This window comes from Actinoallomurus rhizosphaericola (genome assembly GCF_024055675.1).
Classification (GTDB): domain Bacteria; phylum Actinomycetota; class Actinomycetes; order Streptosporangiales; family Streptosporangiaceae; genus Actinoallomurus; species Actinoallomurus soli.
On record NZ_JAMXMW010000019.1, the window covers coordinates 52,289 to 65,656 of the forward strand.

The 13,368-nt window shown below is 72.0% G+C and carries 11 protein-coding genes; 5 read left to right on the forward strand and 6 right to left on the reverse strand.

Going from position 1 to position 13,368, the window contains the following annotated elements; genetic code table 11:
• Positions 1-540 precede the first annotated feature (540 nt).
• Entirely contained in the window at positions 541-1,431 is an 891-nt protein-coding gene (locus NE234_RS33715; RefSeq protein ID WP_252784944.1) for an Lrp/AsnC family transcriptional regulator, read from the forward strand.
• Between the two features lie 132 nt (positions 1,432-1,563).
• Positions 1,564-2,424: a LysR family transcriptional regulator gene (locus tag NE234_RS33725; RefSeq protein ID WP_256529868.1), complete on the forward strand. Its 861-nt coding sequence runs from the start codon at positions 1,564-1,566 to the stop codon at positions 2,422-2,424.
• A gap of 84 nt (positions 2,425-2,508) precedes the next feature.
• On the opposite strand, the gene NE234_RS33730 is transcribed toward NE234_RS33725, so the two are convergent.
• The 3 genes from NE234_RS33730 to NE234_RS33740 form a co-directional block, all read right to left on the reverse strand.
• Entirely contained in the window at positions 2,509-4,008 is a 1,500-nt protein-coding gene (locus tag NE234_RS33730) for an MFS transporter (RefSeq protein ID WP_252784945.1), read from the reverse strand.
• Positions 4,005-4,274, reverse strand: a complete 270-nt coding sequence (locus NE234_RS33735; RefSeq protein ID WP_252784946.1) for a ubiquitin carboxyl-terminal hydrolase 14 — start codon at positions 4,272-4,274, stop codon at positions 4,005-4,007. Before NE234_RS33735 ends, NE234_RS33730 begins: the two co-directional genes overlap by 4 nt.
• An 85-nt stretch (positions 4,275-4,359) precedes the next feature.
• Entirely contained in the window at positions 4,360-5,409 is a 1,050-nt protein-coding gene (locus tag NE234_RS33740) for a GDP-mannose 4,6-dehydratase (RefSeq protein WP_252784947.1), read from the reverse strand.
• 220 nt (positions 5,410-5,629) lie between these two features.
• On the opposite strand from NE234_RS33740, the gene folP reads away from it, so the two are divergent.
• Entirely contained in the window at positions 5,630-6,508 is an 879-nt protein-coding gene (gene folP, locus NE234_RS33745; protein WP_252785056.1) for a dihydropteroate synthase, read from the forward strand.
• Positions 6,509-6,641: 133 nt separating this feature from the next.
• On the opposite strand, the gene NE234_RS33750 is transcribed toward folP, so the two are convergent.
• Positions 6,642-7,205, reverse strand: a complete 564-nt coding sequence (locus tag NE234_RS33750; protein ID WP_252784948.1) for a CGNR zinc finger domain-containing protein — start codon at positions 7,203-7,205, stop codon at positions 6,642-6,644.
• A 152-nt stretch (positions 7,206-7,357) separates the two neighbouring features.
• Between NE234_RS33750 and NE234_RS33755 the strand changes: the two genes are divergently transcribed.
• Positions 7,358-9,004 (forward strand): Na+/H+ antiporter, encoded by a 1,647-nt coding sequence (locus NE234_RS33755; protein ID WP_252784949.1) that lies wholly within the window; start codon positions 7,358-7,360, stop codon positions 9,002-9,004.
• 89 nt (positions 9,005-9,093) lie between these two features.
• The gene (locus NE234_RS33760) at positions 9,094-9,720 is read left to right on the forward strand and encodes a PaaI family thioesterase (RefSeq protein ID WP_252784950.1); all 627 of its coding nucleotides are present in this window, start codon (positions 9,094-9,096) and stop codon (positions 9,718-9,720) included.
• Between the two features lie 56 nt (positions 9,721-9,776).
• Here the strand turns inward: NE234_RS33760 and NE234_RS33765 are convergent, their stop codons facing one another.
• Together NE234_RS33765 and NE234_RS33770 are read right to left on the reverse strand one after the other, a co-directional pair.
• Positions 9,777-11,549, reverse strand: coding sequence for a S53 family peptidase (locus NE234_RS33765; protein ID WP_252784951.1), 1,773 nt, complete (start codon positions 11,547-11,549; stop codon positions 9,777-9,779).
• Between the two features lie 237 nt (positions 11,550-11,786).
• Complete coding sequence (locus NE234_RS33770) at positions 11,787-13,280, reverse strand: M1 family metallopeptidase (protein ID WP_252784952.1); 1,494 nt, start codon at positions 13,278-13,280, stop codon at positions 11,787-11,789.
• Positions 13,281-13,368 lie beyond the last annotated feature (88 nt).

Genomic DNA, 13,368 nt, shown 5'->3' on the forward strand with positions numbered 1-13,368 from the left:
CCGGGCTTCCGGGTCGCTTCGGGGCAGGAAAGTTTCCTTCCAGGGGCATTGACCGTCCGTCATTTCTCCATGGAACACTTGACCTCTGAGCTGTCCCACCGCACTTTGCGGATCCGGCGCCGCCTATGGGCCGGTGGCCGGGTGCGCGGGCCGCATCCCCTCGCTGAGAGGCATTCATGCAGTTCAGAGTCCTGCGTGCCGCGCCGCCCCGGGTCGTCGCCGACGAGCGGACGCCCCTACGGCCTCGCGCACGGAACACCCGCGTCGTTTGCGGACCGCCGCCGCCGGACGCGCATGTGACGAGCGTCGCCCGAATACCGCCGGAACTGGTTGGCGACTACCGGCGAGATGATCTTGGACGTTGCCATGCCATCGGATCGTGCCACGCGCCGATTTCGGCACCCACGTCGCGCCTCACCGACACATTCGTGGTCCTTCAGCGAACAAACACGAACAACGCTTCGTTTTCGCGACGAACACGTCACTAATGAAATGATCATGCAAACAACTGCAGGACCATACATCCCCAGGAGGAACCCCGTGCTCGATGCGGTCGACGCCGTGCTCGTACGCGAGCTGCAGCGGGATGGGAGGGCCACCTTCCAGGCGCTCGCCGACCGTGTAGGGCTGTCCCGCACGGCCGTGCGCACGCGCGTACAGCACCTCCTCGACTCGGGGATCGTGCGCGTCGTGGGAATCGTGCACGCGTCGGTGGTCGGGACCGGAGCGATCGGTCACCTGGCGGTCGACGTCGACGGGCCGGCGCGCCAGGTCGCCGAGGCCGTCTCCCGGCGGGCCGCGACGTGGTTCGCGTCCCTGGCGGCGGGAGCGCACCCCGTGGTCGCGGAGCTGCGCGTACGCGACGACGCGGCGCTCGTCGAAGAGGTGGACGCGGTGCGCGCGCTGCCCGGAGTCCGCGGCATCGAGGTGTTCCGCGTGACGACGGTCGTCAAGGACGCGCATTCGGTCGTCACCGAGCTGCCCGACGTGTCGCTGGACGAGATCGACTGGCGGCTGCTGCGCGAGCTGACCCGGGACGGCCGCACCCCGTACACGAGGCTGGCCGAGGTCGTCGGGCTCTCACAGGCGGCGACGCGGGCCCGTGCCGTGCGCCTGATGCGTTCCGGGATCATCCACGTGACGGGCATCGTCGACTCCCAGGCGCTCGGCTCCGGTGAGCTCGCCGGGCTCGGCGTCCGGGTGTCCTCCGACATCGGCGCGGCCGCGTCGCGGATCGCGGCCCTGCCCGGCGTCAACTACGTGGTGACCGGATTCGGCCGTCACGACCTTCTCTGCGGAATCGACGCGACGTCCCGGGACGTGCTGCTGAACACGCTCGAGGCGGTCCGCGCGGTCCCCGGTGTGTGGGTCGGGGAGACGTGGCAGCACCTCGACGTCGTCAAGCGCGTCTACGGCGCGGAGCTGCCGTAACGGCCGAGGGGAAATCCCGCCGGTTCTAAATGATCTTCTGACCGGCTCGAGAAAACTTCGGCAACACCGGAAGTCCAGGCCAATTCCGGCTATGTCAACGACCAATCCGGCCCCTTGTCATACCGTCGTGGCATGAATCTGCGGCAGCTGCGCTATGTCGTCGCCACCGCCGACCACGGGACGATGACCGCGGCGGCGCAGGCCCTGTTCGTCGCGCAGCCCGCGCTGTCGCGGGCGATCCGGGACCTGGAGCGGGAGCTCGGCGTCGAGCTGTTCGCACGAGCCGGCCGTGGCGTCGCGCTGACGGACACCGGGGAGCAGATCGTGCGCTACGCCCGCGACGCCCTGCGCGCGGTGGACGCGATCACGGCGGTCTGCTCCGCGCCGGCCGGCGGCCGGACAGGGGAGCTGCGGGTCGCCTCGACGCTGACCCTCGAGCCGGAGCTGACCGCACGGCTCCTGCCGGAGTTCGCCCGCGACCAGCAGGCCGTACGGGTCCGGGTCATCCGCTGCGAGGGCCGGGACGCGATCGGCGCGGTGATCCGGGACGGCCGGGCCGACGTGGCCCTCACCGACCTGCCGGTCCCCGGGGACCTCGCCGCGCACCCGCTCGAACAGCGGGAGATCGTCCTGATCTGCCCGCCCGCCCTGCAGGTCCGCGAACCGGTCCCGGTGTCCGCGCTCGACGGCATGCGGCTGATCATGCCCGCGCGCGGCGGCGCCCGGCGGGCCGAACTGGAGGCGCTGCTGACCCGTCTCGGCGTCGCGCCGGTCGCCGCGGTCGAATCCGACGACCGCGGTTCGTGGCTGCCGTCGGTACGGGCGGGCCGGGGCTCGCTCCTCTGGTACCGCAACCAGGTCGAGACCGCCGACGGCGTCACGGTGCGCTCCTTCGCCCCGCCCATCATGGCGACCATCGGCCTGGTGCACGCCCGCCGCGCGCTCACTCCCGTCGCCCGGGACTTCCTCATCTTCGCCAAGTCCCGCGGCTGACGGCCGTTTCGTCCGGCACGGCACGGCACGGCACGGCACCTGCATGTTTGCCGACCCGCGCGGCCCGCCACCCCGGGCCCGCCGTCAGGCGGGCTCAGGGGCGGCGGTGCCGGGTTCGAGGGGCGGCGCGCCGACGGGGCAGTTGACGTCGCACTCGGGCTGCGCGGTGGCCCGGCCCGGGTGCAGGGCGTCGTCGCGGACGGTGAGCAACGTCAGCACCGCGCCGGCGACCAGGAGCACGGCCGCGAACGCCATCGCGGTGTGGAACCCGTGATCGAAGACGTGCGGGTTCGCGTAGGCGTTCCCGGTGAGGCCCACCGCGGGCGGGACGCCCGCGACGGCGAGGAGGCCGGCCGCGCGGGCGACCGCGTTGTTGACGCCGCTGGCCACGCCGGCGTGCCGTACGTCGGCGCTCGCCAGCACGGTCGCGGTCAGCGGAGCGACGGCCGCCGACAGGCCGAGCCCGAAGACCACGGCCGCGGGGAGCACGTCCGTGAGGTACGACGCGTGCGGGCCGATCCGCAGGGTGAGCAGCATCCCGGCGGCGGCCAGGACCAGCCCGGCCGTCATCGGGACGCGCGGTCCGATCCGCTGGGCGAGCGCGCCCGCCCGTGAGGACAGCAGCAGCATCAGGACGGTCACCGGCAGCAGCGCCGTGCCGGCGGTGATCGGGGAGTAGTGGGCGACGACCTGCAGCTCGACGACGAGGAGGAAGAACTGGATGCCCATTCCGCCGTACATGATGAAGGTGACCACGTTGACGGCGGTGAACTGGCGGGACTTGAAGATCCCGAGCGGCAGCATGGCGCTGGGCCCGTGCCCGGCCGACCTGCGCCGCTCGACCACGGCGAACGCCGCGCCCGCGGCCACGCCGACCACGGCCGCGAGGACGACGGCGGCCGGGGACGCGCCGTTCCCCGGCGCCTCGGTCAGGGCGTAGGTCACGCCGGCGAGCGCGAGGGCCGCCAACGCCGCGCCGAGGACGTCGAAGCCGCGGTGCTCGGTCTCGTCGCGGCTCTCGGGGACGTGCCGGGCGGCGACGAGGATGACGACGGCGGCGAGCGGGAGGTTCAGCAGGAACGCCCAGCGCCAGCCCGCCGCGGCGATGAGCCAGCCGCCGACGAACGGGCCGATCGCCCCGGCGACGCCGCCGAGCCCGGACCAGGCCCCGACCGCCCGCGGCCGGTCCTCCGGCGCGAACGACGCCTGGATGATCGCGAGCGAGCCCGGCGCCAGCAGCGCGCCGCCGACGCCCTGCAGGGCGCGGGACGCGACGAGCACGCCGGTGTTCGGCGCGAGGCCGCACAGGGCCGAGGCGACGGCGAACCACGCGACGCCGATCGTGAAGACCCGGCGGCGGCCGTACCGGTCGCCGAGCGACCCGCCGAGGAGGATCAGCCCGGCGAGCGTGAGGGTGTAGGCGTTGACCGTCCACTGCAGGCCGGCCACGGAGGCGTGGAAGTCCGCGCCGATGCGCGGCAGCGCGACGTTGACGATCGTGGAGTCCAGCATCGCGAGGCTGGAGCCGAGGACGGTGGCCGCCAGCACCCAGCGGCCACGGGCCTCCGACAGCCGGAGGTTCAAAGGATCACTTCATCGTCGTAGCACCAGCGCCAGTCCTCACCCGGTTCGAAGGAGCGCACGACCGGGTGGGAGGTCTCATGGTGGTGCGCCGTGGCGTGCTTGTTCGGCGAGGAGTCGCAGCAGCCGACGTGCCCGCAGGTCAGGCAGAGACGCAGGTGGACCCAGCGGCCGCCGGAGCGCAGGCAGTCCTCGCATCCCTCCGGGGTCCGCGCCTGAGGAGCCGGATCGGGCAGCGTGGAGACGTGGGCACAGGTGGAAGTCGTCATACAGCGCATACTCGCACGTCCCGGAAGTCCGCGCGCCCACCGCGGTGCCACCCGGGCCGGGGCCGGAGGGCACGGGCACGGGCCGTCACCAGTGGTCGAAGCTGAGCGGCTCGTCCTCGGGGCGGTCCGAACGCGACAGCAGCGCCAGGTCCGACTCGACCATCATCGCGACGAGCTCCTCGAAGGACACGCCCGGCTCCCAGCCGAGCTGGTCGCGCGCCTTCTTCGGGTCGCCGCAGAGCAGGTCGACCTCGGCGGGCCGGGTGAGGCCCGGATCGCCGACCACGTGGTCCCGCCAGTCGAGGCCGGCCGTGCTGAACGCCAGCTCGACGAGCTCGCGCACCGACTGGGTGCGGCCGGTGCCGATGACGTAGTCCTCGGGGGTGTCCTGGGCGAGCATCAGCCGCATCGCCTTGACGTAGTCGCCGGCGTAGCCCCAGTCGCGCCGGGCCTCCAGGTTGCCCAGCCGGAGCTCGCGGGCCAGGCCGAGCTTGATGCGCGCCACGCCGAGGGAGATCTTGCGGGTGACGAACTCCGCGCCCCGGCGCGGCGACTCGTGGTTGAACAGGATGCCGCTGACCGCGAACATTCCGTACGACTCGCGGTAATTCTGGGTGATGAAGTGGCCGTAGGTCTTGGCGACGCCGTAGGGGCTGCGCGGGTGGAAGGGCGTCCGCTCGTTCTGCGGCGTCTCGCGCACCTGGCCGAACATCTCCGACGACGACGCCTGGTAGAAGCGGATCTGGCCGCCGCCGGGCGTGCGGGAGCCGCCGATGCCGCTCACCACCCGGATCGCCTCCAGCATGCGGAGCACGCCCATGCCGGTGACCTCGGCGGTGATCTCCGCCTGCTGCCAGGACATCGGCACGAAGGAGATGGCGCCGAGGTTGTAGACCTCATCGGGCCGGACCTTCTCCACCGCGGAGATCAGGCTGCCCTGGTCCAGGAGGTCACCGTGCACGAGGCGCACATCGCCGATGTGCTTGCGCAGCCTGGACACGTGCGGGTTCGCCTGTCCTCGGACCAGGCCCCACACCTCGTACCCCTGCTCGAGCAGATGCTCGGCGAGGTACGAGCCGTCCTGCCCGGTGATCCCGGTGATGAGCGCCGTTGTCAGCGGAACCTCCAAGCTCACGGGGCTTTGCCCGTTTCGTGTGAATCCAGAGGTTAGCCGGACCACCGGGCGATGGCGATAGCGGCCCGAGGTGACACCCGCGTCCCCGTACGGGCGCCCGCGCGGGCCGAGCCGCGCCGGCGGGCCGCCCGCGTAGGATGTCGTGGTGCGCGATGAGGGAGGGGCGCGTCCCCACGCGGCGGAGGCGCCGGAGCCCGAGGTCGCAGGGGCCGGCACGGCGATGACGGGCCGGGGCGTCGCCCCGCTGCGGCTCGGCGCGCGGACGCTCGACCGCTTCGCGGTGATGGCCGTGGTCAACCGGACCCCCGACTCCTTCTTCGACCGTGGGGCGACGTACGCCTTCGACGCCGCCCTGACGGCGGTGGGCGCGGCGGTCGAGGCCGGCGCCGACATCATCGACATCGGCGGCGTCAAGGCCGGCCCCGGCGAGGAGGTCGGCGTCGCGGAGGAGCTCCGCCGGGTCGTCGACCTGGTCGCGGCGGTGCGCGAGCGGCATCCGGGCGTCATCATCAGCGTCGACACATGGCGGGCCGAGGTCGGCGAGGCGGTGGCGGAGGCAGGGGCCCACCTGCTCAACGACACCTGGGGCGGACCGGACCCGCGGCTGGCCGAGGTGGCGGCCGCGTACGACATCGGGCTGGTCTGCGCGCACGCCGGCGGGCTGCGCCCCCGGACCCGGCCGCACCGGGTCGCCTACGACGACGTGGTCGCGGACGTGATCCGGCACGTGACCGCCGAGGCCGAGCGGGCCGTCGCCCTGGGCGTGCGCCGCGACGCGATCCTCATCGACCCCGCCCACGACTTCGGGAAGAACACCCGCCACTCCCTGGAGATCACTCGCAGGCTGGGCGAGCTGACCGCCACCGGCTGGCCGGTCCTGGTGGCCGTGTCGAACAAGGACTTCATCGGGGAGACGCTCGGCCGGCCGGTCGACAAGCGCGGCGTCGGGACGATGGCGGTGCTGGGCGTCTCGGCGTGGCTGGGCGCCCGGGTCTTCCGCGTGCACGACGCCGCAGGCGCCCGCCGGGCGCTCGACGCGGTGGCCGCGCTGCGCCGCGCCCCCGGTGACGCCGTACGCGACGTGCGGGCGACCCTGTGATCGACCCCGGCGATTCCGTGCGCGGAGCCGGGGCGTCCCCGTGATCGATTCCGGCGATTCCGTGCGCGGAGCGGGGGCCGGCCCCGTGATCGATTCCGGTGACGCCGTGCGCGGGGCGGCCGGCGCTGGGGGATCAGTGGGCCGTGGACTCCCGCTGGCGCGCCCGGTAGGCGGCGACGTGCATGCGGTTGCCGCACGTGCGGCTGTCGCAGTAGCGCCGGCAGCGGTTCCGGGACAGGTCGACGAGCACTCGGGAGCAGTCGGGGGCCTCGCACACGCGCAGGCGGTCGAGCTCGTCGGCGGCGATCACGTACGCGAGGGCGATGCCGCCCTCGGCCGCGAGGTGCTCGGCCAGGCGCGCGCCCGGCGCGAAGAAGTGCACGTGCCAGTCCCACTCGTCGTGGTCGGTCAGGCGGGGCGAGATGCGGGCCTCCGCGATGATCGCGTTGATCAGCCGTACGGCCGACTCCTTGTCGTCCGCCGTACGGAACACCTCGTGGAGCCGGTCGCGGAGGCGGTGCGCGGCGCTGAGGTCGTCGGCGTCCAGGTCCCGGGCGTCGCTCAGCCGCTTGAGGTCGACGAACCGCTGGAGGCTCGCCAGGTCGGGCAGGTGCTCGGTCGTGGTGGCCGGCGGCCCGCTGTTGACCAGATCGACGACGATCTGGAGGGCATGCTCGGTGTCATGGCTGAAAAGCACTTCGACTCCCGTTCGGGCGTCACGATCCTTGAGTAAGTAGCGTACGACCTTACGCTACTTACATCGGTCGGTGGTCCCCGCCTTCTCACATTGTGACGCCCCGCACGACCCCTCCGTGGGCGACCTCGGAGATTTGGGGAAGAGTGGGCGTCATGGGTCCGATGTCGCTTTTCCTGGGCGGGCTGGCCTTCGCCGTCGTCGTGCTGCTCGCCCGCAACCTGGCCGGCCGGCTGGGACTACCGGAGGCGACCCTGCTCGTCGTGCTGGCCGCGGCGATGGGCTTCATTCCCGGCATGCCGCAGATCCACCTGCCCCCGGAGATCGTGCTGATCGGGTTCCTGCCCCCGATCGTGTACCACGCGGCGTTCTTCACCGCGCCGCGGGAGGCCAAGGCGGACGCGGTTCCGATCATCACGCTGGCGGTCGCGCTGACCACCGTCACGACGTTCGCGGCGGCGGGCGCCGCGCACGCGGTCGTGACCGGCCTGAGCTGGGCGGCGGCCATCGCCTTCGGCGCCGCGGTCGCCCCCACGGACGCGGTCTCCGCGACCTCGATCCTGCAGCGCCTCGGCGCGCCGCGCAGGATCGTCACCATCCTCGAGGGCGAGAGCCTCATCAACGACGGCGTGGCGCTCACGGTGTTCGTCCTCGCCGTCGAGGGACTGTCGCACTCCTACACGTACGGGCACGGTGCGGCGCGGCTCGTCGAGGTGGTCGTCGGCGGCGTCACGTACGGCCTGCTGGTCGGCTTCGCCGTCTCGCGCCTGCGGCGGCGGATCCGCGATCCGAGCAGCCAGATCGTCGTCTCGCTGCTGACGCCGTACCTCGCGTTCATCCCGGCCGACGAACTCGGCTTCTCGGGGATCCTCGCGACCGTCACGGCCGGGTTCTTCCTCGGCACGCGCGGCGAGGGCATGCTGCAGCCGGCGTCGCGCCTGGTCGGAGGCATGTTCTGGCGCGTGCTCGTCTACCTCCTCGAGTCGGCGCTGTTCGTCCTCCTCGGCCTGCAGATCCGGCCGGTGATGCGCGAGATCACCGGCCACTCGCCGTCACGGCTGCTCGTCGCCGTCCTGGTGGTGGCGACGATCATCATCGCCGTACGCATCGCCTGGTCGCTGTGGGTGTTCCCGCTCGGACGGTACCTGCCGGGCCGCCACCTCGAGGTGGGCCACCTCAACGCGGGCGAGCGGTTCGCGATCGGCTGGAGCGGCATGCGCGGCGCCATCTCGCTGGCGATCGTGCTGTCGGTGCCGGGGAACGTCCGCGGCTCGCCGCTGCCCGGCCGGCAGGAGATGGTCTTCCTCACCGCCGCGATCGTCTTCGTCACCCTGGTCGGCCAGGCGATGGCGCTGCCGGTGATCCTGCGCAGGTTCGGGCTGGCCGAGTCCGACCGGCAGCGCATCGAGCAGATGACCGCCCGCCGGGCGGTGCTCGAGGCCGCGCTCGACCGGCTGGACGCGCTCGTCGAGAAGGACGAGGTGGACGAGCGCGCCGCGCAGACCTACCGGCAGCTGTACGAGGACCGCCTCCGGCGCGTACGGGCCGAGCTGGACGGCGACGCGGACGAGGAAGCGCCGCCCGACCCGATCGCGCTGCGGCGCGACCTGATCCGGGCGCAGCGGGAGAGGCTGGACCGGCTCTACCGCAAGGGGAAGATCAGCGCGGACGCGGTACGGGCCGTCCGCCGGCGGCTCGATCTGGACGACCCGGATCTGCGGCGCGACGTCGGCTTATCCCACGCGGCTCGGGTCACTCTCCGTAGTTCCGGCATGGTCCGGATCGGCGACGACACCGAATGAACGCGGTACCGGGGCGGCGCTCACGCCGGAATCGTGTGACTGTCCGTAAACTGCGAAGCGGCGGATCAGGTGCGAGTCGAAGGAGTCATATGGCCGAGCAAGCGGAGATGCCGCAGGAACGGCCGGCGACGCAGGATCAACCGCAGAGCATCGGGCGGGCCGACCCGGCCGGGCGATCGACGGCGTCCGGGCCGCTGCCGGGGCGGCCGGAGGGGCCGGGCGGCACGGTTCGCATCGTCGACCTGCCGGAGTCGGACCAGAAGTCCCTGCGGACGGCCCTGCGGCACGACACGCCGTTGCACGATCTGCTCGGCCTGGAGATGGTCGAGCTCGGGGAGGACCACGCGGTGCTCTCCATGCCGATCCGGCCGCAGGCGTTCAACAGCACCGGCAACCTGCACGGCGGCGCCATCGCCACGCTGATCGACGTGGCGGCCGGCACGGCGGCCGCGCGGGGGAGCGGGTTCGAGCCGGGCCGGCAGAGTCTCGTGACCGCCGACCTGCACGTCCGGTACCTCGGCCGCCCGCACGGTGACCAGGTGTACGCGCGCGCCCAGGTGCTGAAGGCGGGCCGCCAGCTCATCGTCGTCGAGTGCCGGGTCACCGACATCGAGCATCGCGTCATCGCGGCGGCGGACTTCAGCATGATGATCGTTCCGCTGCGCAAGCCGCTGCGGCCCGTCGCGAGCGCCAAGGACACCGACCCGGACCTGTGACCGCGTGGCCCGGCGCGCGGAGTCACGCGCCGGGCCACCATGCGCCGCGGGGCAGGTCAGCCGGGGTTGGCGGCCAGCGTGTTGAAGAAGGCCGGCAGGTTGGGGCTGCCCAGGCCCGTCGACAGGTCGAAGCCGGCCGTTGCCGGGTAGTACAGGTTGTTGCCCGTGACGACGTCGGTGTACGGCTTGTTGCCGCCCGCCGCGCTCAGCGCGTGGTAGAAGGTGTCCGGGCCGTAGCAGAACACGTGGGCCCGCGTGAGCAGGCCCTGATTCACGAGGGCCATGCCGGCCGCCCAGATCGGGGCGGCCGCGCTCGTGCCGCCGGACGACACCCACCGGCCCCGGTAGTAGATCGGCAGGTCGATCGCGACCGCGGAGACGTCCGGCACCTCACGGCCGCCACTGGCGGAGTACCGGTTGTCCGCGCCGGGCGCCTGCTGGAACGGCACCCGCTGGTGGACCCTGCTCACACCGCCGCCGCTGCCCCACTGGTTCTCGCACCGGGACAGGTTCGTCCGGTCGGACCAGACGGTCTCCTGCGTACGGGCCCCGTTCGGCGCGAGACCCAGGCGGGTGCCGCCGACCGCGACCACATAGGGCGAGGTCGCGGGGAAGGAGACGTCGAGCGAGCCGTAGACCCGGTCGCCGTACGCCCCGCAGTCACCGCTCGACACGAACACCGTCATGTTCTCGGCGACGGTGAGGATGCGGAGGCTCTGGTCGATCGACTGCATGACGGCCGGGGACAGGTAGCCCTCCGGGCCGCCCAGGCTGATGCTGACGATGCTGCCCGCGGGCCTCTTCGACCGGTCGTAGTTGTCGTCGATGATGCGCTGCAGCGCGTCGTTCAGCGCGGTCCAGGAATCGGCGCCGTTGCCGCTGCTCAGCAGCGCCGGGTCCTCCTGGTAGTCCACGATGCTCAGGTTGGGGGCCAGGCCCGCCAGCATCTGGATGTCCAGGGTGGCCTCCGCGCCGACCGCCGGCTCGGTCGCGCCGAGGTTCACGTTGCTCACCTGGATCCGCGAGCCGGTGCACGCGACGTAGTTGTCGACGTCGTTCCGGTCGTACCCGTCCATCTCGACGAGGTTGACCCTCATGTTCTCCCCGTGCCAGCCCTGGTTCCACAGCTGGTTGTAGCCGTACGCGGCGGCGACCCGGTCGTGGGTGGCGAACCGCTGCGGGAACCGCTGGATGCACCGCGGTGCCCGCGCCGGCAGGGCGCGGCCGGGCGCCGCGGCGCTCAGCGGCCCGCGGGACGTGGGGGCGACGCTGTAGCTCTCCAGGCCGGTGACGGCCAGGATGTACGGCTTGAGCGGCTCGGGGATCTGCGGCGGGTGGTTCGGGTCGGGCGTGAAGTACGTGCGGCCGTTCAGCCGGTGCGTGACGAAGGAGGTCCGCAGCAACTGGGCGGCCTGCCCGGCCTTCACGTCGAAGGTCACGCTCGTCCGCGTCCTGCTCGGCTTGGCCTGGATGTGGGCGCTGTTCAGGTAGGCCTGGAACTTCTGGATCGTCTGGTCGCTGACGCCGAGCTCCTTGCCGACGTCACCGGCGGCCTGCGACGGGCTCTTGCCGTGTCCGTACTTCTTCCAGACGTCGTCGCCGACCTTCAGCGTGACGCCGACGTGCAGCGTCTGACCGTCCGGGACCCGGCCGGTCACGGGCGCCTTCAGCACCTTGTCCGGGATTCCGAGGTCGAGCGTCGTGTATTTCCATGTGGCGGCGGCGGTCGGCGACGCCGACGGCTTGCTGGAGGTCCCCGAACTCCCGCAGCCGCTCAGAACGGTCAGTGTGAGCAGCACTGTGAGACAGGCGGCCCGGTGCTTGCGCACGGATGTACCCCGTTTCCTCGTCTGGGACTGTCGACACACGCGGTGAAGCCACGCGTGAGCGCTCAGACGAGCGCGGCATACCGTCGGTTCCACTCATTTCGGCGGGTCTCCGTCATCCCGGCCGGTGGAGGCGGCCGGGATGACGGAGACTCTGGAGCCGAGGCGCCGGGATGGCGGGCACCCTGGAGCCGAGGCGGCCCGGGACGGCGGGAACCCTCCTGGAGGGCTCCCGCCGGGTCAGCCGCGGAGAGCCGGGGCGCGGAGCGCCGCGTGCGCCTGCCGGATCTGGGACCAGGACTTCGGCTCCGTCGTCGCGGCGGTCGGCTGCGGCGGCGTCGCCGGCCGTCCCGGCGTGTACAGCCAGGTCTGGAACAGCGCGCCGAGCCGCTGACCGGAGACGTGCTCGGCGAGCGCGATGAACTCCGGAATCGTCCCGTTTCCGTACTTCTTACGTGCCGCCCAGGCGCGCAGGGTCGTGAAGAACGCGTGGTCGCCGACCCGCGCCCGCAGCGCCTGCAGGGTCATCGCGCCACGGTCGTACACGGCGTCGGCGAACTGGTTCTCACCCGGCCCCGGGTCACCCGGCTTGACCTGCCAGAACGGGTCGTCGGCCGGATAGGAGTCATACGTCTTGCGCGCGAGCTCGGCGGCCGTGCCCTCACCGTGCTGCTCCGACCACAGCCACTCGGCGTACGTCGCGAACCCCTCGTTCAGCCAGATGTCGCTCCAGCGGGCGAGCGAGACGCTGTCACCGAACCACTGGTGGGCGTTCTCGTGCACGACGAGGTACGGCCGGGGTCCGTTGCGGAAGCCGTACGGGCTGTAGAACACCCGGGTCTGAGTCTCCAGGGCGAAGTGGGAGGTCACGTTCGGCACGTATCCGCCGAGCGAGGTGAACGGATACGGCCCGAAGATCTTGCTCTCCCAGTCGACGACCTCGGCGGTGCGCTCGACGCTCGCCCGGGCCGCCGCCGCCTCGTCGGCCGGCAGGTCGGGGCTGTACGCGGTGATGACCGGCAGGCCGCTCTTCGTACGGGCCCGGTGGACGTCGAACCTCCCGATCCCGAGCGTCGTCAGGTACGTCGTCTGCGGCAGGGTCTCGCGCCAGCCGTACCGCGTCCAGCCGTTCGCGGTGTGGGCGCCGGTCGGCACGCCGTTACTGATCGTCTGCAGGCCCTCCGGCACGGTGATCCCGATGTCGTACGTGGCCTTGTCGAGCGGGTGGTCGTTGCTCGGGAACCACCACCACGCGCTCTCCGGCTCCTGCGCGGCCACCGCGCCGTCCGGGGTACGGGCCCAGCCGACGTAGTCGTTGTACTTCTTCGTCGACGGGACGCCCGAGTACCGGACGACGACGGTGAGCGGGCGTCCCTTCCGCAGGACGCGCGCCGGGGTGATGACCAGCTCGTGGGCGCCGGACGTGGTGAACCGCGCGGGCCGCCCGTCGACCGTGACGGAGGAGACGTCGAGCAGGAAGTCCAGATCGAAGCGGGTGAGGTCCTGCGTCGTCCGCGCGGTGATCGTGGCGGTGCCCTCGAGACGGTCGTCAGAGGGCCGGTACTTCAACTCCAGGCCATAGTGGGCGACGTCATAGCCGCCGTTCCCGTAGTCCGGATAGTAGGGGTCGCCGATCCCCGGTGCGCCCGGCCCGGCGTCGGCGTGGGCGGCCGTGGCCGTGAGGAGAACGCCGGCGGCGGTGGCCAGGACGGCGCTCAGTCGTCTACTGCGCATTCACTCTCCCGTTTTCTCCGAGTCAACCAACTCGGATGATAGAGATCTTTCGGGTGAGTGAAAGGCGCGGTCGTGATCTATTTTCGAG